18 protein-coding genes are annotated in these 19,289 nt (G+C 70.7%); 7 read left to right on the forward strand and 11 right to left on the reverse strand.

The genetic code is table 11. The features are described from left to right. Positions 1–15 precede the first annotated feature (15 nt). Complete coding sequence (locus K5880_RS12090) at positions 16–1,230, forward strand: AAA family ATPase (protein WP_297652251.1); 1,215 nt, start codon at positions 16–18, stop codon at positions 1,228–1,230. Here the strand turns inward: K5880_RS12090 and K5880_RS12095 are convergent. Together K5880_RS12095 and K5880_RS12100 are read right to left on the reverse strand one after the other, a co-directional pair. Then, positions 1,217–2,656 (reverse strand): TIGR04283 family arsenosugar biosynthesis glycosyltransferase, encoded by a 1,440-nt coding sequence (locus tag K5880_RS12095; RefSeq protein ID WP_297652254.1) that lies wholly within the window; start codon positions 2,654–2,656, stop codon positions 1,217–1,219. The two genes, K5880_RS12090 and K5880_RS12095, sit on opposite strands and share 14 nt — an antisense overlap. Beyond that, the gene (locus K5880_RS12100) at positions 2,653–3,714 is read right to left on the reverse strand and encodes an aminoglycoside phosphotransferase family protein (protein WP_297652257.1); all 1,062 of its coding nucleotides are present in this window, start codon (positions 3,712–3,714) and stop codon (positions 2,653–2,655) included. Before K5880_RS12100 ends, K5880_RS12095 begins: the two co-directional genes overlap by 4 nt. Before the next feature lie 114 nt (positions 3,715–3,828). On the opposite strand from K5880_RS12100, the gene K5880_RS12105 reads away from it, so the two are divergent. From K5880_RS12105 to K5880_RS12120, 4 genes are read left to right on the forward strand one after another with little or no spacing between them, the layout of a single operon-like run. Beyond that, positions 3,829–5,991 (forward strand): FAD-dependent oxidoreductase, encoded by a 2,163-nt coding sequence (locus K5880_RS12105; protein WP_297652260.1) that lies wholly within the window; start codon positions 3,829–3,831, stop codon positions 5,989–5,991. Continuing rightward, positions 5,988–6,767 carry a DUF3047 domain-containing protein gene (locus tag K5880_RS12110; protein ID WP_297652266.1) on the forward strand — a complete coding sequence of 260 codons (780 nt, stop codon included), beginning with the start codon at positions 5,988–5,990 and terminating at the stop codon, positions 6,765–6,767. The genes K5880_RS12105 and K5880_RS12110 overlap by 4 nt, the downstream gene beginning before the upstream one ends. 23 nt (positions 6,768–6,790) lie before the next feature. After that, positions 6,791–7,945, forward strand: a complete 1,155-nt coding sequence (locus tag K5880_RS12115; protein ID WP_297652269.1) for an FAD-dependent oxidoreductase — start codon at positions 6,791–6,793, stop codon at positions 7,943–7,945. Between the two features lie 56 nt (positions 7,946–8,001). Continuing rightward, the gene (locus K5880_RS12120; RefSeq protein ID WP_297652272.1) at positions 8,002–8,799 is read left to right on the forward strand and encodes a DUF4399 domain-containing protein; all 798 of its coding nucleotides are present in this window, start codon (positions 8,002–8,004) and stop codon (positions 8,797–8,799) included. A 17-nt stretch (positions 8,800–8,816) separates the two neighbouring features. Here K5880_RS12120 and K5880_RS12125 read toward each other — a convergent pair whose 3' ends face one another. The 4 genes from K5880_RS12125 to senB all read right to left on the reverse strand — a co-directional run bounded on the left by K5880_RS12125 (position 8,817) and on the right by senB (position 12,054). Then, on the reverse strand, positions 8,817–9,518 hold the full coding sequence (locus K5880_RS12125) for a haloacid dehalogenase type II (protein ID WP_297652276.1): 702 nt from the start codon (positions 9,516–9,518) through the stop codon (positions 8,817–8,819). Positions 9,519–9,581: 63 nt separating this feature from the next. Continuing rightward, positions 9,582–9,965, reverse strand: coding sequence for a RidA family protein (locus K5880_RS12130; RefSeq protein WP_297652279.1), 384 nt, complete (start codon positions 9,963–9,965; stop codon positions 9,582–9,584). Positions 9,966–9,979: 14 nt separating this feature from the next. Continuing rightward, positions 9,980–11,056: a selenide, water dikinase SelD gene (selD, locus tag K5880_RS12135; protein ID WP_297652282.1), complete on the reverse strand. Its 1,077-nt coding sequence runs from the start codon at positions 11,054–11,056 to the stop codon at positions 9,980–9,982. Beyond that, the gene (gene senB / locus K5880_RS12140) at positions 11,053–12,054 is read right to left on the reverse strand and encodes a selenoneine biosynthesis selenosugar synthase SenB (RefSeq protein ID WP_297652285.1); all 1,002 of its coding nucleotides are present in this window, start codon (positions 12,052–12,054) and stop codon (positions 11,053–11,055) included. Before senB ends, selD begins: the two co-directional genes overlap by 4 nt. On the opposite strand from senB, the gene senA reads away from it, so the two are divergent. Then, positions 12,053–13,255, forward strand: a complete 1,203-nt coding sequence (gene senA, locus K5880_RS12145; RefSeq protein WP_297652288.1) for a selenoneine synthase SenA — start codon at positions 12,053–12,055, stop codon at positions 13,253–13,255. The two genes, senB and senA, sit on opposite strands and share 2 nt — an antisense overlap. A gap of 3 nt (positions 13,256–13,258) precedes the next feature. On the opposite strand, the gene egtD is transcribed toward senA, so the two are convergent. The 5 genes from egtD to K5880_RS12170 form a co-directional block, all read right to left on the reverse strand. Further along, a complete protein-coding gene (gene egtD / locus K5880_RS12150) occupies positions 13,259–14,260 on the reverse strand; it encodes an L-histidine N(alpha)-methyltransferase (protein WP_297652291.1) in 1,002 nt (333 codons plus the stop codon). Between the two features lie 64 nt (positions 14,261–14,324). Next, positions 14,325–15,644 carry an ergothioneine biosynthesis protein EgtB gene (gene egtB, locus K5880_RS12155; RefSeq protein WP_297652295.1) on the reverse strand — a complete coding sequence of 440 codons (1,320 nt, stop codon included), beginning with the start codon at positions 15,642–15,644 and terminating at the stop codon, positions 14,325–14,327. Positions 15,645–15,648: 4 nt separating this feature from the next. Then, positions 15,649–16,773: a PQQ-dependent sugar dehydrogenase gene (locus K5880_RS12160; protein ID WP_297652298.1), complete on the reverse strand. Its 1,125-nt coding sequence runs from the start codon at positions 16,771–16,773 to the stop codon at positions 15,649–15,651. A 74-nt stretch (positions 16,774–16,847) separates the two neighbouring features. After that, positions 16,848–17,432, reverse strand: a complete 585-nt coding sequence (locus K5880_RS12165) for an NnrU family protein (RefSeq protein ID WP_297652301.1) — start codon at positions 17,430–17,432, stop codon at positions 16,848–16,850. Between the two features lie 131 nt (positions 17,433–17,563). Then, complete coding sequence (locus tag K5880_RS12170) at positions 17,564–18,325, reverse strand: FadR/GntR family transcriptional regulator (protein WP_297652304.1); 762 nt, start codon at positions 18,323–18,325, stop codon at positions 17,564–17,566. A gap of 143 nt (positions 18,326–18,468) precedes the next feature. Here K5880_RS12170 and K5880_RS12175 point away from each other — a divergent pair, with 143 nt between their 5' ends. Then, the gene (locus K5880_RS12175) at positions 18,469–19,284 is read left to right on the forward strand and encodes an NAD(P)-dependent oxidoreductase (RefSeq protein WP_297652307.1); all 816 of its coding nucleotides are present in this window, start codon (positions 18,469–18,471) and stop codon (positions 19,282–19,284) included. The last annotated feature ends 5 nt before the right edge of the window (positions 19,285–19,289 follow it).

Here is a 19,289-nt window from a genome sequence, read left to right on the forward strand (position 1 = left end):
CATTGAGCAAAATACATGACCACCGAAATCCGGCGCGCCGGACTGGACACGTTCCTGCAACGTCTGCGTGAGCCACGCCGCTTCCTGCAGGTGGTGGCGGGCCCTCGCCAGGTGGGCAAGACCACGCTGGTGCGCCAGGCACTTGCCGCCCTGACGGTCGACCCGGGCCCGCAACGGCTTGCCCAGCACAGCGTGAGTGCCGACAACCCGGGCCTGCAGGGTTCCAGTTGGCTGGCCACGCATTGGGAGACGGCGCGTTCACTGGCGGCACAGGCCGGTGCCTGCGTGCTGGTGCTCGACGAGGTGCAGAAACTCCCGCCCTGGACCGACGAAGTCAAGCGGTTGTGGGACGAAGACACCGCCGCCGGGCGTGACGTGCGCGCCGTGGTGCTGGGCTCTGCACCGCTGCTGATTGCTCGCGGGCTCACCGAGAGCATGGCGGGCCGTTTTGAAATGACACGCCTGGGCCACTGGCGCTACAGCGAAATGCGCGAGGCCTTTGGCTTCACGCTGGATCAGTTCATCTTCTACGGCGGCTATCCGGGTGCCGCGCCGCTGGTGGGCGACGAAGCGCGTTGGGCCGCGTATGTGCGCGACGCTCTGATCGAGACCACGATTGCCAAGGACGTGCTGCTGATGGCGCCGGTGCAAAAACCAGCGCTGTTGCGCCGCCTGTTCGATCTTGCCTGCCGCTACAGTGGGCAGATGCTCAGCTACCAGAAGATGATGGGCCAGTTGGCCGACGCGGGCAACACCACCACGCTGGCGCACTACCTCGAATTGCTGGAAGGCGCCGGCATGGTCTGCGGCCTGCAGAAATACGCCGGGCAGGCCCTGAGGCAGCGTGCATCCAGCCCCAAGCTGCAGGTGTTCAACACCGCCCTGATGGGGTCGATCGCGGTGTCCGAGGGCTTCGGCTTCGAGCGCCTGCGCGCCACACCCGACCTGTGGGGACGCATGGTGGAAAGCGCCGTGGGCGCGGAACTGCTGGCCCGGAACCTGACCCACGGCAGCACGCAGCCGCTGATCCACTACTGGCATGAAGGTGGCCGCGAAGTGGACTTCGTTCTGAGACAGGGCACCGAGCTGTTTGCCCTGGAGGTGAAGAGTGGCACCCACCCGGGCAACGTGTCGGGCCTGGACGCATTCACCACCGCGTTCCCCGGCGCCCGACCCGTGGTGCTGGGTACCGGCGGCCTGCCGCTGGAGACCTGGTTCAGTGCTGCCTGAGCGCCTGCATCTCTTGCCACCGCGCCCAGTCGGCGGGTTCGTCCACATCCCACAGGGTCGGCAGTTCCTGCCATGACGCGCCCGCAGCGCGCAGGCGCGCCTGCGTCTGCGCCAGCACCTGCGGCGTGCTCCATTCCACTCCGTCGAACACCTCGGGCAGCGCGCGGCGCAGGCCGATGAGCACGTAGCCGCCGTCCTCGGCCGGGATCAGCACGGCGTCCTGCGTTTGCAGCACGTCGGCGGCCTGCTGCAGGTGGTCGACGGTGAGCACCGGGCAGTCGGTGCCGACGATCAGCAGCGGTGTGTGGGGCGCGCGCTCGAAGTGCGTGCGCATCGCCGTGGCCATGCGCTGGCCGAGATCGCCTCCGGGTTGATCCACCGTGTCCGCGCCGTGGCTTCGCCGCAGCGCGCGAAAGAAGCGGTGGCCGGCGTCGGGCGCACACCAGAGCGTGACCGGCCCTGTCCCCGCGGCGCGCGCGGTGTCGATCGTGCGCAACGCAAAGGCGCGCTGGGTACGCGCCGCGCCCGCGGCGCCCAGCGCGGGAACGAGACGGGTCTTGGCCAGGCCGGGTACCGGGGCCTTGGCGAGAATGGCCACCGCCGCCGGCGCGCGGGCCGTGTAGCCATAGCGCTGCGCCAGCGCGTGCGCGTCGGCACCCAGCGCGAATGCCGCGCGCAGCCGCCACATCAGCCCCACGGTGCGCCAGAAGCCGTTCCGGTCCCAGCGCCGGCCCGAGGTTGTCACCGGCTCGCGCAGGCAGGCTGGCGGCCCGATGCGCTTGAGGCGCCGGCTCAGGTCGATGTCCTCCATCAACGGCAACGGCGCGAAGCCGCCGAGCGACTCGAAGACGCGCCGCCGCACGAACAGGGCCTGGTCGCCAGTGGCGATGCCGCTCCAGCGCGAGCGCAGGTTCATGAGCGCGGCCACCATCGGCAGCAGCGCGTGACGGCCTTCGATGCGCACGTCGAAGCGGCCCCAGACGTGGTCGCTGGCGATCGCCGCGCCGATCAGGCGGTCCGCCTCGGGAGGCAGTTGTGTGTCGGCGTGCAGGAACAGCAGCACTTCGCCCGTGGCCGCGCGGGCGCCCGCGTTGAGTTGCGTGGCGCGGCCACGCGGAGCGCGCAGCACCCGGTCGGCATGGGCCTGCGCGATGTCCCGGGTGCCGTCGCCGCTGCCACCGTCCACCACCAGCAGTTCGGCGCCGCGCGCGCGCAGCGGCGCCAGGGCCTGCAGCCGCGCGGCCAGCGTGCCCGCTTCGTCCAGCACGGGCACGACAATGGACAGGCGCCTCACTGAAGTACCTTCGCCCTGCGGGCTGCGGTGCGAGCTTGCCTGGGAACGGCCCGGCGCTGCGCTCACTGAAGTACCTTCGCCCTGCGGGCTGCGGTGCGAGCTTGCTTGGGAACGGCCCGGCGCTGCGCTCATGCCGCGCCCATGAGGTGTTCGAGCGTGGCGAATTCGTCGCGCACCCTGGACACCCCGGCCAGGCTGAGGTAGTGGTCGACCCGTTCGCGCACGTGCGCCACGAGGGCGGCTTCGCTGCGTTCGCCCGACCAGTCCTCGCCGTGCGACGTGCCGCGCGCGGGCGCGCCGGAGGTCACACGCCACTTGGCGCACCAGGTCACGGACCACAGCCACATCGCGCGGCGCAGCGGCAGGTGCCAGGCCCGCGCCTCGTCGGCCTGCGCGCCCACGGCGCGCGCCCAGGCCCCGTGGAACGCCAGCACCTGCGCGGGCGTGAGTTCGGCGCGCGTCTCCAGGTCCCAGGTGGTGGAGGTGTAGAGCGTGGCATGCGCCAGGTCCAGGCCCGGGTAGCCATAGCGGCATTTCTCCAGGTCGACCAGCATGGCACGGCCATCGGCCTGCACGATGAAGTTGCCCGGGTGGCCGTCGAAGGCGATCAGGCGGCGCGCCGGGCGCTCGGCGCGATCGGCGAGCGACTGCAGGCGCTGCCATTCGGTGTCGATGGTGCGCGCCACCCGGGGCTCCAGGCCGGCGGGTGCCAGGCAACGCGCCTGCGCCGCGATCTCGTCGACCAGCGCGCGCAAGGGGTCGGGCGCGTCCAGCAGCGGCGCGCGTTGCGCAGGCTTGGGCAATGGCAGCCGGTGCAGCGAGGCCAACGCTTCAGCGATGGCCGCCAGATCGGCGGGCAACTGCGCGGGCCGGCCCACGATCTCCTGCACCAGCAGGGCGCCGCGTGGCAAGGCCTGCGAAGGCGGCAACCGACCGCGCAGTGCCGGCGTGTGCCCGCCGGCCGCCGCGCGATCGAAACAGGCCATCTGGTAGGCCAGGTTGTCCGCCGCGCCCAGGTCCATCTGGCTCTGCTTCGGGATGCGCGCGAGCAGGCCGCTGCCCACCAGACGCACATGGTCGTGCGCCAGCCCCTTGTCGCGCAGCGGCTCCAGCACGCCTTGCGCGCCGGGATGGCCTTCGAGCAGCAGCGCCTGTCGCAGGCGCGTGGTGATGTCGTCGTTCGGGTTCACAGGGCGTGTTCTGGTGGTCGCGGACGGCGGGCGGCAGGCATCGGCGTGAGCGGCAACGGTGTAAGAATGGCTGCGGCCGGGCGACCCACGTCCACACTTCTGATCGGATTCCCTGTGAACATACGCAAAGTCCTGCTGCTCGTGGTGGTGGTGCTGGGCATCGCAGCCTTCTTCGTCTTCGATCTCGGTCGTTACCTGAGTCTGGACTATCTCAAACAAAGCCAGGCCGCGTTTGCCGAGGTCCAGGCGCGCGCGCCATTGCAGGTGGCGCTGGCGTATTTTGCGATCTACGTGGCGGCCACGGCGCTGTCGCTGCCCGGTGCGGCCATCATCACCCTGGCCGGCGGCGCCCTCTTCGGCCTGCTGTGGGGCACGGTGCTGGTGTCGTTCGCCTCCAGCATCGGCGCCACGCTGGCCTTTCTGGTCTCGCGTTTCGTGCTGCGCGGCAGCGTCGAATCGCGCTTCGGCCCGCGCCTGGCCGAGATCAACCGCGGCATCGAGAAGGACGGCGCCTTCTACCTGTTCACGCTGCGCCTCATTCCCGTGGTGCCGTTCTTCGTCATCAACCTGGTGATGGGCCTGACGGCGATGAAGGCGCGCACCTTCTACTGGGTGAGCCAGGTCGGCATGCTGGCCGGCACCATCGTGTACGTCAACGCCGGCACGCAGCTGGCCCGGCTCGAATCGCTCCAGGGCATCCTGAGCCCCGCGCTGCTCGGTTCTTTCGTGCTGCTGGGCCTGTTCCCGCTGATCGCGCGCCGCATCGTCGAGGCCGTGCGCAAGCGCCAGGTGTACGCACGCTGGAAGCACGCACGCCCGGCGCGCTTCGACCGCAACCTGATCGTGATCGGCGCGGGCGCGGGCGGCCTGGTCTCGGCCTACATCGCCGCCACCGTGAAGGCGAAGGTGACGCTGGTCGAAGCGCACAAGATGGGTGGCGACTGCCTGAACTACGGCTGCGTGCCCAGCAAGGCCCTGATCAAGAGCGCTGCGCTCGCGCACCAGATGCGCCACGGAACGACCTACGGCCTGAGCGACACCACGCCGGCCTTCAGCTTCAAGGCGGTGATGCAACGCATCCATGACGTGATCCGCGCGATCGAGCCGCACGACAGCATCGAGCGCTACACCGGCCTGGGCGTGGAGGTGCTGCAGGGCCACGCGAAACTCACCAGTCCCTGGACGGTGGAGATCGCGCTCAACGGCGGCGGCACGCAGACGCTGAGCGCGCGCAGCATCGTCATCGCCGCCGGTGCGCGGCCCTTCGTGCCACCGCTTCCCGGCCTGGAAGACAGCGGCTACGTGACCAGCGACACCATGTGGGAGACGTTCGCCGAACGCGACGAGCTGCCCAGGCGCCTGGTGGTGCTCGGCGGCGGCCCGATCGGCTGCGAGCTCGCCCAGGCCTTCGCGCGCCTGGGCTCGCAGGTGACGCAGGTGGAGATGGCGCCGCGCATCATGCTGCGCGAGGACGAGGAGGTGAGCGAACTCGCGCGCCTTGCGCTGCAGGCCGATGGCGTGGACGTGCGCACCGGCCACAAGGCGCTGCGCTGCGAACGGGTCGACGGCGAGAAGCTGCTGGTGGTGGAACACGGCGGCGCCGAACAGCGCATTGCCTTCGACGAGCTGATCTGCGCGGTAGGCCGCAGCGCGCGCCTGAGCGGCTACGGCCTGGAGGAACTCGGCATACCGACCGGCAAGACCATCGAGACCAACGAGTACCTGCAGACGCTCTACCCCAACATCTACGCCGCCGGCGACGTGGCCGGGCCCTACCAGTTCACCCACGTGGCGGCGCACCAGGCCTGGTACGCGGCGGTCAACGCGCTGTTCGGCGACTTCCGCCTGTTCAAGGCCGACTACCGCGTCATCCCCTGGGCCACGTTCATCGACCCCGAGGTGGCGCGCGTCGGCCTCAACGAGCAGGAGGCGAAGGAACGAGGCATCGCCGTGGAGGTCACGCGGTATGGCATCGACGACCTGGACCGCGCGATCGCCGACAGCGAGGCGCGCGGCTTCGTGAAGGTACTCACCCCGCCGGGCAAGGACACCATCCTGGGCGTGACCATCGTCGGCAGCCACGCCGCGGACCTGCTGGCCGAATACGTGCTGGCCATGAAACACGGCCTGGGCCTGAACAAGATGCTGGGCACCATCCACACCTACCCCACGCTGGCCGAAGCCAACAAGTACGCCGCCGGCGAATGGAAGCGCGCGCATGCGCCCCAGAAGTTGCTGGCCTGGCTGGGCAGGTTTCACGACTGGCGGCGCGGATGAAGGGCCTGCGCACCGCTCTGCTCCCGCTGCTGGTGGCTGGCATCGCGCTGCCGCTGGCCGCACAGACCGCTCCGCCCTTGCCGCCCCTGCTGCAAGGCGACGGAGCCCTGCATCCCGGCTGGCGCTTCGTCGGCTTCCCCAAGCAGAAGGCCGATCTGCCGCCCACGCGCTTCGAGGCCGGCCGCGTGGAGGGCGTGCCCGCGGTGCAGGTGATCACGCGCTCGAGCTACGGCACGCTGGTGCACGACGGAGCCGGCACCGTACCCGCGCGGCTGCAGTGGCGCTGGCGGCTCGACGAACCGCTCACCGGTGGCACCACCCCGCCCGACATCCTGACCAAGGCCGGCGACGATGCGGCGCTCAAGGTCTGCGTGATGTTCGACCACCCGCTCGATCGCGTGCCCTTCGTGGAGCGCACGCTGCTGCGCATCGCGCGCAGCGTGAGCGGCGAGGCCCTGCCAGCGGCCACCGTGTGCTACGTGTGGGACAGCACCCACCCGGCCTTCACGCAGGGCGCCAACCCCTACACCCGCCGTGTGCGCTTCATCAGCCTGCAAGGTGGCGGCGCGCCGCTGAAGCGCTGGGTCAGCGAGTCGCGCGATGTGGCACGCGATTTCATCGAGCTGTTCGCCGACGAACTGCCGGAAGGCCGTGCCACGCCCACCCGCGCCGCGCCACCGGTCACGCGCGTGCTGCTGGGCGCCGACAGCGACAACACCGCCAGCACCAGCAGCGGCTGGGTGGCCGACTTGCGCTGGGCCTCGGGCGCACCTTGACACACCCCGTAACATCGGGGCCCATGCAACACCAAGGCATCCGGAAACTCCTGCTGCTCGGTGCCGGCCATGTTCACGTGCACGTGCTGGCCCACCTGGCCGACCACCACCCCGCCGATCTGGACGTGACCGTGCTCACGCCCTACCCGCACCAGACCTACAGCGGCATGACCCCGGGCTTCGTGGCGGGGCGCTACAGCGAGGACGAGGGCCGCATACCGCTTGAGCCGCTGTTGCGCGCGGCGGGCGCGCGCTGGGTGCAGGGCCGCTGCGACGGCATCGACGCCGCCACGCAGACCGTTCGGCTCGCTCCGGTGCAGGGCGCGCCGCAGGCACCCACCTCGCTGCACTACGACCTGCTGTCCATCGACACCGGTGCGGTGCTCGACCGCGCGCGGCTTGAAGCCGAGATGCCAGGCGCCGCCGAGCATGCCCTGCCGATCCGCCCGATCGAGGCCTTCACCGCCCTGTGGCCGCAGGTGATGGCGCTGGCGCAGCGCCAGGCGGTGTCGCTGGCGGTGGTGGGCGCGGGCGCGGGCGGCATAGAACTCGTGTTCGCCGCCGAACAGGCACTGCGCCTGCACGGCCTGCCGGGCGCGCGCTTCACGCTCGTCACCGGTGGCCCCGAGGTGGCCGCCAACTACAGCCCGGGCGTGCAACGGCGCGTGCTGCGCCAGCTCAAACGGCGCGGCATCACGGTGCTGCGCGAAGCCTGCACCGGCATCGGCGACGGCGAGGTGCACCTGGGCAACGGTGCGCGCCTGGCCTGCGACGTGCCGCTGCTGGCGATCGGAACGCATGCGCCGCCCTGGTTGCAGGGCAGCGGCCTGGCGCTGTCCGACAGCGGGCACGTGCAGGTGAACGCCTGCCAGCAAAGCACCAGCCACGCCAACGTGTTCGCGGCCGGCGACGTGGCCAGCCGCGTCGACCAGCCGCACCCCAGGAGCGGCGTCTACGCCGTGCGCGCCGGCCCTGCGCTGGCGCACAACCTGCTCGCCGCACACGGTGGCCAGGCGCTGCGGCCGCACCACCCGCCCCGCAACACCCTGAACCTGCTGTCCTGCGGCACCGGGCACGCCATCGCCAGCTATGGCCCCCTGCACGCGGAGGGCGCCTGGGCGTGGTGGTGGAAGGACCGGATCGACCGCGCATTTGTGACCCGTTACCGGCGCCCCTGAGCCGCGCGGCATCGGTGGCTAAACTCGGGGGGGTATCACACCTCCCCCTGAAAGCCATGACTGTCCAGCGCCCCGCCCTCCTGCTCGCCAGCCTGATGTTCTGTGGTGCTGCCCAGGCGCAGGCGCCCGCGGCGAACGCCGCCAGCAAGTTCCACCCCTGGCAGGCTGCGGCGCCGCGCCTGACCGCGGAGGCCTACTTCACCAACCTGGAAGATGGCGACAAGATCGAGACGCCCTACGTGCTCAGGTTCGGACTCTCCGGCGGCTGGGGCCTGGCGCCCATTGCGCAGCCGGGCGGCCGCAAGAGCGGCCACCACCACCTGCTGGTCAACCGCGACCTGCCGCTGAACTTCAAGGAAGCGCTGCCCTTCAACGACCAGTACATCCACTTCGGCAAGGGCCAGATGGAAACGGTGCTCACGCTCGAGCCCGGCACCTACACGCTGCGCATGCTGCTGGCCGACCAGAACCACCTGCCGCACTTCGTCTACAGCAAGCCCGCCACGATCACCGTAGCAAAGAAGAACCCGACCGACCCGAAGACGCTGTCGGCCAAGGGCGTGAGCATGGCGGTGGACGGCCCGGTGGTCCGGAACCCGTTTCGCGTGCAGTTCCATGCCTCGGCGCTCAACGTGGCGCACCGCTCGCAGCGCCTGCCCGACACCGGCCACTTCCGCCTGACCGTCACGCCCGGCAGCGGAGCGCCTGTGGTGATGGAATTCGATGAAGGCCAGACCGAGGTGTGGCTCGCGCCCCCGGCCGGCAACTACAGCCTCAAGCTGGAACTGCTGGACAACATCGAAGCCGGCAAGCCGCTCACGGAACCCGCCACGGCCAGTGTTCGCGTGCAGTAGCCGCGGCTGAAGGCGCCTCAGCAGCCCAGTTGATCGGCCAGATCCAGGAGATCACGCGCGTGCAGCGTGTTGGCCGCGTCGGGTGACACGTCCTTGGGCCGCGCGGCCCCGAACTCCAGCGGCCGCTCCACGTAGGCCGTGGCCAGGCCGCAGTCGCGCGCTGCCGCCAGGTCGTCCTGGTGCGCGGCCACCAGCATCACCTGCGCGGGCGGCACGCGAAACACCTCGGCCACACCCAGATAGGTGCGCGGGTCGGGTTTGTAGGCGCGGAACACCTCGGCCGAGAGCACGCAGTCCCAGGGCAGGCCGGCGCGCTTGGCCATGTTGGTGAGCAGGCCGAGGTTGCCGTTGGACAGGCTGCACAGCGTGTGGCGGGTCTTCAGGCGCGTGAGCCCCTGCACCGTGTCGGGCCAGGGATCGAGCCGGTGCCACACGCGATTGAGGTGCTCGCGCGCGGCCTCGTCCAGGTGCGCCAGGCCGAAGCGCGGCAGCAGGCCGTCCAGGATCAGGCGGTGCAGGTCGTCGATCAGCGTCCAGCCCAGTTCGCCCGAGCGCACACGCTGCATGGCGGGCTGGTAGCCCTGGCGCCAGGCGAGTGCAAAAGCATCGGCATCCACCTGCGGGTACAGCGCCCGCACCTCGCGCACGATGCTGCCGTGCCAGTCGACCACGGTACCAAAGACGTCGAAGGCGAGGATGGGGGTGGGGGTTCGGGGCATGGCAAGAGGTCAGTGTGGGGGTCTGCAAATTCAAGAAAAAATCTTGAATTTGCAGAAAATGCTTCAGGCCTTGCGCAGGGCGGTCACTTCGATCTCGATCTTCATGCGCGGGTCGAGCAAGCCGGCCGAGATCATCATGGCCGCCGGGCGTGCCCGGCCCAGGTGCCGGCGCAGCACGGGCCAGCAGGCCTCGAACAGCGCGGCATCGGGCAGCACGTAGTTCACGCGCACCACGTCGTCCAGGGTCGCGCCCGCTTCGCGCAGCGCTGCGGCGATGTTCTGGAAGCACTGCTCGGCCTGCGCCACCACGTCGTCGGAAATGGTCATGGTGGTGTAGTCGAAACCGGTGGTGCCGGAGACGAACACCCAGTCGCCCGCGACCACGGCGCGCGAATAGCCGATCTGTTCTTCGAACGGGGAGCCGGAGCTGATGAGCCTGCGGGTCATGCGGTCCTCCTGAATCAGTTCACCAGCAGCCGCACACCGTCGGCGCCCGCCGCCACGATCTCGCCGATGTCGGCCGCCGCGTCGAAGCCCTGCGCGCGGAACACCGCGAGCACGGCGTCCACCGCGTCGGGCGCGCAGGCCACCAGCAGGCCGCCGCTGGTCTGCGGGTCGCTCAGCAGGGCCTGGTCCACCGGTTGCAGGCCCGCGCCCAGGCGCACCTCGTGGCCGTAGGCCGCCCAGTTGCGGCCCGAAGCACCGGTGACCATGCCGGCGGCAGCGAGTGCGCGCACGCCCTCGATCAGCGGCACGCGCGCCAGGTCGATGCGCACCGCCGCGTTCGCGCCGCGCGCCATCTCCAGTACATGACCCGCCAGGCCAAAGCCCGTGATGTCCGTGAGCGCATGCACCCCGTCGAGCGCGGCCAGTGCCGGCCCGGGTGTGTTGAGCTTCGTGGTGTTCGCGATCATCTGCGCGTAACCCGCGGGTGGCAGCGCGTCCTTCTTGAGCGCGGCCGAGAGCACGCCCACGCCCAGCGGCTTGCCCAGGATCAGGCGGTCGCCCACCTTCGCGTCGGCGTTGCGCTTGACGCGCTTCGGGTGCACCAGGCCGAGCGCGACCAGGCCATAGATGGGCTCGACCGAGTCGATGGTGTGGCCACCCGCGATCGGGATGCCGGCCTCGCGGCACACGCTCTGGCCGCCGGCGAGGATCTGGCCGATGGTCTCGGTGGACAGCACGTTGATCGGCATGCCCACCAGCGCCAGCGCCATGATGGGTGTGCCGCCCATGGCGTAGACGTCGCTGATGGCGTTGGTGGCGGCGATGCGCCCGAAATCGAACGGGTCGTCGACGATGGGCATGAAGAAGTCGGTGGTGGCGATCAGCGCCTGCTCGTCGTTGAGCTGGTACACGGCCGCGTCGTCGGCGGTCTCGATGCCCACCAGCAGCTCGGGCGGCATCGGCATGGCGCTGGTGCCCTTGAGGATTTCACTGAGCACGCCGGGCGCGATCTTGCAACCGCAGCCGCCACCGTGCGAGAGGCTGGTCAGTCGCGGCCCGGTGGTGGTGGCGGGGGAGAAGGGTGCGTTCATCGGGGGCTCCGCAGAGGGGATTCGTTGAAGGGTGTCAGTTCCGACAGCAGGCCGAGCAGGGCGGCCTGCTCGGCACGGGGATCGAAGAGCGGCGCTCTGGCCTCGCATTGTGCGTGCAGCGCCGCCAGCCTGCCGGCCGGCGCGCCCATGCCCCTGCGGCACTCGCGCAGCAGGGCCACCAGGGCTGGCGCGTCGCCTGGCGGGAAGTAGCCGCCGTAGTTGCTGCCCAGCATGCCCACGTTGCCCGGGATGTGAGAGGCCAGCATGGGCGTTCCGCTGAGCGCGGCCTCCATCAACACATGCGCGCCACCCTCCATGCGGCTGGTGTGCACCAGCAGGTGCGCGCGCTGGATGCGCCGGCGTGTCGCCTCGTGCGGCAGGCCGCCCAGCCAGCGGTAGTGCGGGCAGTCCAGGGCGGTGCGCCGCGCGGCCTCGCCCAGCGCGGGGTCGAGCGCCGTGCCGATGTGATCGATGCGGATGCCTTCATCCGGCCGCAGCAGACGCGCGGCCTCGAACAGGGTCTGGGGCTGCTTCTCGTCGCGCAGGTGGCCCACCATCACCGCGCGCAGATGGCTGAGCGTGCGCGGCAGGGTGCGGCGGCGCGCGCCCGACTGGAACACCACGCGGCACTTCGCCCGCAGTTCGGGCGGCAAGGCCAGGGGGCCCTGCTCCTGCAGCACGATGAGGCGGTGCGCCAGCAGCAGCGAGCGCTGCGCGCTCGCGTCCTGCGCGATGTCGCGGTACAGGTCGGTGCCGGTGAGCGCCAGCACGAGCGGGCGTCCCGTCGCGGCCCAGGCCGCCACCGAGGCGGCCGAGCGCCGCGCGTGCAGGGCGAGCAGCACATCAGCTTCGGCCAGATCCGCATCGGGCCACTGGCGCGCCAGGTGCACCCGATAATGGCCCGCGAGCAGCCGCGCCCAGCGTTGCGCCGTCTGCCAGTTGCCGTTGTTCGCGTCGGCCAGCGCGGGCGTGACGATGCAGAGGAAAGGTTTTTTCATGGATGCAGCCAGAGACGCGATTGTGTCCCAGGCCCTGCCGGGGAACGGGCTCGAAGCCGATCACGCCCGCCAGGGTGGCCGCGATCTGCTGGTGCGCGCGCTGGTGGACGCGCGCGCACGCAGCCTGCGGCTGTTCGCGGCGTTCGAGGCCGCGCTGGGGCCGGGCCTGCCGGTGCCCTGCATGCCCGAAATCAACCCGCCGCTGTGGGAACTGGGCCATGTGGGCTGGTTCGCCGACTGGTGGATTGCCCGCAACCCGCAGCGCTTGCGAGGTGCGCGCGCCGACCCGCTCGCGCCACGCAATCCCGCGCGCCAGGCCGCGCGCGGCCTGGACGCGGATGCGCTCTACGACTCCAGCGCTGTCGCGCACGACACCCGCTGGCATCTCGATCTGCCCGATACCGATGCCGTGCGCGCCGACCTCGCCGCCAGCCTGCGCGACACGCTCGCGCTGCTGCACCAGACCGACGAAACCGACGACGCCCTGTACTTCTTCCGCCTCGCGCTGTTCCATGAAGACATGCACGCCGAGGCTGCCGTGTACATGGCCCAGTCGCTCGGCATCGACGTGGGTGAAACGCCGGCGGCCACCGCAGCCGCAGCCACCGCAGCGGCGACCCTGCACCTGCCGTTGACGCGCGGCGTGCTCGGCCACAGCAACGCGGGCTTCGCATTCGACAACGAGCTCGGCGCGCACGCGGTCTCGGTGGGGCCGCTGGAGATCGACGCCCGGGCGCTGCGCTGGTCGCAGTACCTGCCGCTGGTGGAAACGGGTGGTGCCCCGGTGCCGCGCCACCTGCGCCGCGCGGGCACGGGCTGGGAATGCTGCCGCTTCGGCCGCTGGCAGGCGCTGGACCTGGACGCCGCCACCTGCCACCTGAGCGCGGCCGAGGCGCTGGCCTGGTGCGCATGGGCCGGCCGGCGCCTGCCGACCGAGGCCGAATGGGAACTTGCCGCGCGCACGCTGCCGGGATTCGCCTGGGGGGAAGTCTGGGAGTGGACGGCCAGCGAATTTGCGCCCTACCCCGGCTTCGCGCCGCATCCCTACCGCGACTACTCGCAGCCCTGGTTCGACGGCCGCCCGGTGCTCAAGGGCGCCAGCTTCGCGACCGCGGCGCGCCTGCGGCACCCGGTCTACCGCAACTTCTTTCCGCCCGCGCGCAACGACATCTTCGCGGGCTTTCGCAGCGTGGCGCGCTGACGCTCAGGCCGGCGCCCAGAACACGCTGAACCAGTCCTTTGCATCGGTCCAGTGGCGGGCCGGGCCGAAGCCGGCTTCGCACAGCAGGGCCTCGAAGTCCTCGGGCTCCCACTTGTAGGAACTCTCGGTGTGCAGACGCTCGCCGTCGGCGAAGGCGCGCTCGCCGCCGGGCCAGCGCACCGTCTGCGCGCCGCGCGCCTGCAGGTGCATCTCGATGCGCGATTCGTCCGCGTTGTACAGGCCCACGTGCTGCCACGCGGCGGGCGCGAAGTCGGCGCCGAGCACGCGGTTGACGTGCAGCAGCAGGTTGCGGTTGAAGGCGGCGGTCACGCCCAGCGCGTCGTCGTAGGCGGGTTCGAGAACGGCGCGCGGCTTCACGCGGTCCACGCCGATCAGCAGCCCGCCACCCGCGCCACCGGCCGCGCACACGGCGTGCGCCTGGCGCAACAGCAGCAAGGCCTCGTCGGGCGTGAAGTTGCCGATGCTCGAACCCGGGTAGAACACCAGGCGCGGCTGCTCGGCCAGCGCGCGCCCGGCCAGCCAGGCGGTGGCCTCACGGCCCAGCGCGAAACGCGCCGAGAAGTCCATGCCCAGGCCGAGCATGGGCAGCTCGGGGTGGCGCTGCTGCAGGGCGGCGAGCGTGTCGCGCAGGTAGTCGACCGAGATGTCCACCGGCACGTAAGCCGACGGCTGCAGCAACGGGAACAGGCGCGCGGCCTTGGCGCAACTGCCCGCGCCCAGGTCGATCATCACCGCGTTGTCGGGCGTGTGGCGCGCGATGGAGGCGCCGTGCTGCGCGAGCACGGCCGCCTCGGTGCGCGTGGGGTAGTACTCGGGCAGTTCGGTGATGGCGTCGAACAGGCGTGAGCCGAGCGCGTCGTAAAGAAACTTCGGCGCGATGCGCGCGGGCACGTCGAGCAGGCCGTCGATCAGCTCGGGCCGGGCCTCACCGGCTTGCACCTGATGAAGCTGGACGAAGTGCGGCGTCAGGTCGGTGTATCGCATCAAGGTCTCCTCCTGGATTTTGTGTGCGTGCGACAGCGCCGTCCCATGACGGCGCGGGGGTGTTTCACCTCGCCAGGCGCAGCCCGCTGAACTGCCAGCGCGCGTCGGTGGGGAAGAAGTTGCGGTAGCTCGCGCGGATGTGCGACGCCGGCGTGGCACAGGAGCCGCCGCGCAGCACGGTCTGGTTGATCATGAACTTGCCGTTGTACTCGCCCACCGCACCTTCGGCGGGCTGATAGCCCGGGTAGGCGCTGTAGCTGCTGCCGGTCCATTCCCACACGTCGCCGTATATCTGCAAAAGGCCTTCGCCGGCTGCACGCGCGGGCAGCGGGTGCAGCGCGTTGCCGTCCAGCAGGTTGCCGCGCAGCGGCAGCGTGGCGGCCGCGGCCTCCCACTCGGCTTCGGTGGGCAGGCGCGCGCCGGCCCATCCGGATCGCGTGGCACCGGCCCAGCGCGCGAAGGCGTCGGCCTCGAAATGGCTGATGTGCGTCACGGGCGTGTGCCGGTCCAGCGGCACCTCGCCGTGCAGCGTGAACACCGTGGGCAGCGCCGGGCCATCACCGGCCGGCAGCGTCCAGTACAGCGGCGCGCGCACGCCGTGGGCGCGCACCCAGTCCCAGCCGGCGGCCAGCCACCAGCGCGGCTCGGTGTAGCCACCGTCCTGCACGAACTCCCACCACTCGCCGTGTGTCACCAGCCGGTTCATCAGCGCGTACGGCTCCAGCCATTCGCGGTGGCGTGGCAGTTCGTTGTCGAACGCAAAGCCCTCGCCCGCGTGACCCACCTCCACCAGCCCGCCGGGCTGCTCGACCCAGCGCGGCGCGGTCGCGGCCACCGACACCAGCGGCCAGTGGCGCCGGTAGGCCGGGCGCAGCGGGTTGATGGACAGCAGGTGCTTCACGTCGGTGAGCAGCAACTCCTGGTGCTGCTGTTCGTGGTTCAGGCCGAGTTCGATCAGGCGCAATGCCTCGGCGCTGTCGGTGTGCGCGATCAGTTGCGCGATGCGCTCGTCGACCTGCTCGCGCCAGCGCCACACGCTGGCCAGGTCGGGCCGCGTGACCAGGCCGCGCTGCGGGCGCGAGAACTGTTCGCCCACGCCGTTGTAGTAGCTGTTGAAGAGCACGCGGAATGCCGGGTCGAAGGGCGTGAAGCCGGGTTCGAAGCGTTCGAGCACGAAGGTCTCGAAGAACCAGGTGACGTGCGCCAGGTGCCACTTGGCCGGGCTCGCATCGGGCATGGACTGGGCCTGCGCGTCCTCGGGCGAGAGCGGCGCGGCCAGCGCGCGGCTGCGCTCGCGCACCGCCATGTAGTGCTGCGCCAGGGCGGCGCGCCCGGGCTGTTCGAGCGGGCGCGGCGGCGCGGCGGTCTGGGGTTTGCGGTGCATGGGATCAACCTCCGGGTTGGAGCCGCAGCAGTTGCCCGTTGCGCTCGTCGGTGAGCAGATAGATGAAGCCGTCCGGGCCCTGGCGCACGTCGCGCACGCGCTGGCCGAGCTCGGGCAGCAGTTTGTCCTCGCGCACGACGCGTGTGCCGTCCAGCGTGAGGCGCGCCAGGTAACGGAACTTGAGCGAACCCACCAGCAGCCTGCCCTGCCAGTCCGGGCCGTAGCGCTCGCTGGTCACGAAGGCCATGCCCGAGGGCGCTATCGAGGGTGTCCAGTGGTGCAGTGGCTGCTCCATGCCGTCCTGTCGGGTGATGCCCTTGCCGATCACGCCACCGCCGTAGTTCTCGCCGTAGGTGATGACGGGCCAGCCGTGGTTCTTGCCGGCGTCGGGGCGGTTGAGTTCATCGCCGCCCTGTGGCCCGTGCTCGATGGTCCAGAGTGCGCCGTCGGGGCCGATGGTCGCGCCCTGCAGGTTGCGGTGGCCGAAGCTCCAGATCTCGGGCAGCGCGCCGTCGCGCCCGACAAAGGGGTTGTCCGGGTGCGCGCTGCCGTCGGTGCGCACGCGCACCACCTTGCCGTGGTGGGTGTCCAGCGTCTGCGCGTCGGCCATGCGGCTGTAGCGGTCGCCCAGCCCGATGAACAGGCTGCCGTCGCCGGCCTGCGCGATGCGGCAGCCGAAGTGCAGGCGGCTGGCCACCTTGGGCTTCTGGCTGAAGACCACCCGCACGCCCTCCAGCGCGGTGCGATCGCTCGACAGGCGCGCCGAGGCCATGGCGGTGGAATTGCCGCCCAGGCCGGGTTCGCTGTAGCAGAAGTGCAGCGTGCGGTTGCGCGCGAAGTCGCGGTCGGCGAGCACGTCGAGCAGGCCGCCCTGCCCGACCGCATCCACGTCGGGCACGCCCTTGATCGGTTCGCCCACGCGGCCGTCGGCTTCCACCACGCGCATGCGACCGGGCCGCTCCGTCACCAGCATGCGGCCCTCGCCGATGAAGGCCAGGCCCCAGGGGTTCTGCAGGCCCCGCGCCACCACTTCGGTGGAAACGGCGGGCGATTGCGCCTGCGCGGTGTTGAGCAGCAACGCACAGGCGACGGCGAGCAAGGCCGGTGGCGTGAAGGAAAGACGGTTCATGTCCGGGGGAGTTGCAGTGAATCGAACCGGGTTGGTGCGTGCACGTGGCGTGGGGTTCCCCGGGTCGGTCTGTTTCAGCCCATCGGCCTTACACCGAACAGCCAGGCATGTGCCCAGAACACGAAGACCGCGTACAGCGCCAGCCCACCCACGAGAGCGATGGCGTCGTTGGCGGCGCCACCCGGCAGCGCCGGTGCGCTGCGCTGCAGGCCGGCGGCCGCGCGCCGCTTGACCGAGATGCGGTCGGCCACGGCCCACGCCAGAAAACCACCGAACAGCAGCACGTCGGCCAGCGTGCCATTGGCCAGCAGGTGGGCCAGCGCCCACAGCTTGACCGACAGCAGCATCGGGTGCTTCGCCGCGCGCTGGATGCGCCCGGGCAGGTAGGCCGCGAGCAGCAGCACGAACACCGGCAGCAGCAGCAGCGCGGCCAGGTGGCGAAAACCCGCGGGCGGCGTGTAGAGCAGCACCGGCGCTTCGCGCGCCAGCCCGTAGCCCCAGACGATCAGGGCCAGGCCCGCGAACGACACGAGGGTGTACAGGCCTTTCCAGGCACCTTCACCCAGGCGCCGCGCCAGCGCGTCGCGGCCCTGCGGCGACACGATGGACACCGAATGCACTCCCAGGAACAGCACCAGACCGACGACCAACCACAGCATGAGGGCACCTCCCGCCCATCCAGCCCCGGAACACCCGGCGACCGCAAGGGCATCGCCGCACTGTAGCGCGGGCTTGTGTCAGTGGTGCATCTGCGGGGCATTCCCCCGACGGGGGACACCGGGCGGCGGACTCAGGCCGGCTGGGCGCGACGCAGCCGTTCGCGGCTGTTCGAGAGGTGGGTGCGCATGGCCGCGCGCGCGGCCTCGGCGTCGCGAGCACGAATGGCCTGGTAGATGGACTGGTGCTCGGCGTGCACGCGCCGCAGGTAGGCGAGGCGGCCCTCGGGCGCGCTGCTCGCGGTGTTCAGGCGCGTGCGCGGAATGATCATCGTGCCCAGGTAGGTCATGAGGTCGGCGAAGTGGCGGTTGCCGGTGGCGCGCGCCACCTCCATGTGGAACTGGAAGTCCGAGGGCACGGCGTCGGAGGACGCGGCGATCGAGGCCTCGAACGCGGCCAGCGCGGTGGCCATGTTCTGCAGGTGGCCGTCTTCGCGGCGCTGCGCGGCCAGGCCGGCGGCCTCGCTCTCCAGGCTGATGCGCAGCTCCAGCAGCGAGATCACGTCGGCCACGGTGGCGAAGTCCTCGGGCGCGATGCGAAAGTTGCTCTGCTCGGGTGGCGCCATCACGAAGGTGCCCACGCCGTGGCGCGTCTCCACCAGGCCCGAGGCCTGCAGGCGCGAGATCGCCTCGCGCACGACCGTGCGGCTGACCTCGAAGCGGTTCATCAGCTCGGACTCGGTGGGCAGTTTGTCGCCGGTCTGCAGGCGGCCTTCGCGCACGTCGGCGGCCAGGGTGTCGACGATCTCGGGCACCAGGCCGCGTGGCCGGCGCGCCCGCGCGGGCAGGGCCGCCGGCACCGCGTTTTCGTCTCCTAGGGTTTTCACGGGGAGCATTGTTTTTTCCTTGACACGCCCTGGCGGCGTTCACACAATTCGCGCAAGTTGTCAGACAACCGACAACAGACAACAGGCCTGGGCGCACTGTAGCAAACCCCTCGCGAAAGTCCAAGCCCTCCGCCACAAGCCGAACACCCGACATGTCCAACGCCATCGCGATCAAGACCCACCACCGCCTCCTGCTCACCGGTGCCGCCGGTGGCCTGGGCACCGCCCTGCGCCCGCGCCTCAAGCACAACTGCGAGGTGCTGCGCGTGTCCGACAAGGCCGACGTGGGCGCGGCACAGGCGGGCGAGGAAGTGGTGCAGGCCGACCTGGCCAACGCGGACGATGTCAACGCCATGGTGGCCGGCTGCGACGCCATCGTTCACCTGGGTGGTATCTCGGTGGAAGCCCCGTTCGCGGCCATCCTGCAGGCCAACATCGTCGGTGCCTACCACCTCTATGAAGCCGCCCGCCTGCACGGCGTGAAGCGCGTGGTGTTCGCCAGCTCCAACCATGTGACCGGCTTCTACAAGCAGAGCGAGACCATCCACGCCGACCACCCCGCGCGCCCCGACGGCTTCTACGGCCTGAGCAAGGCCTTCGGCGAAGACCTCGCCCGCCTGTACTTCGACCGCCACGGCATCGAGACCGCCTGCGTGCGCATCGGCTCGTCCTTCCCCGAACCGAAAGACCGCCGCATGCTCGCCACCTGGCTGAGCTACGACGACCTGCACCGCCTGATCACCGCCTGCCTGAGCACGCCGGTGCTGGGCCACAGCATCGTCTTCGGCATGTCGAACAACGCCGTGACCTGGTGGGACAACAGCCGCGCGCGCCACATCGGCTTCGTGCCCAGGGACAGCTCGGACGTGTTCCGCGACGCGGTGTACGCGCGCACCAGCACACCCGACCTGAGCGACCCGGCCGCCATCTACCAGGGCGGCGCCTTCGTCAAGGCCGGACCCTTCTGAACGCC

It is taken from the genome of Hydrogenophaga sp. (assembly GCF_025699295.1).
Lineage (GTDB): Bacteria > Pseudomonadota > Gammaproteobacteria > Burkholderiales > Burkholderiaceae_C > Hydrogenophaga.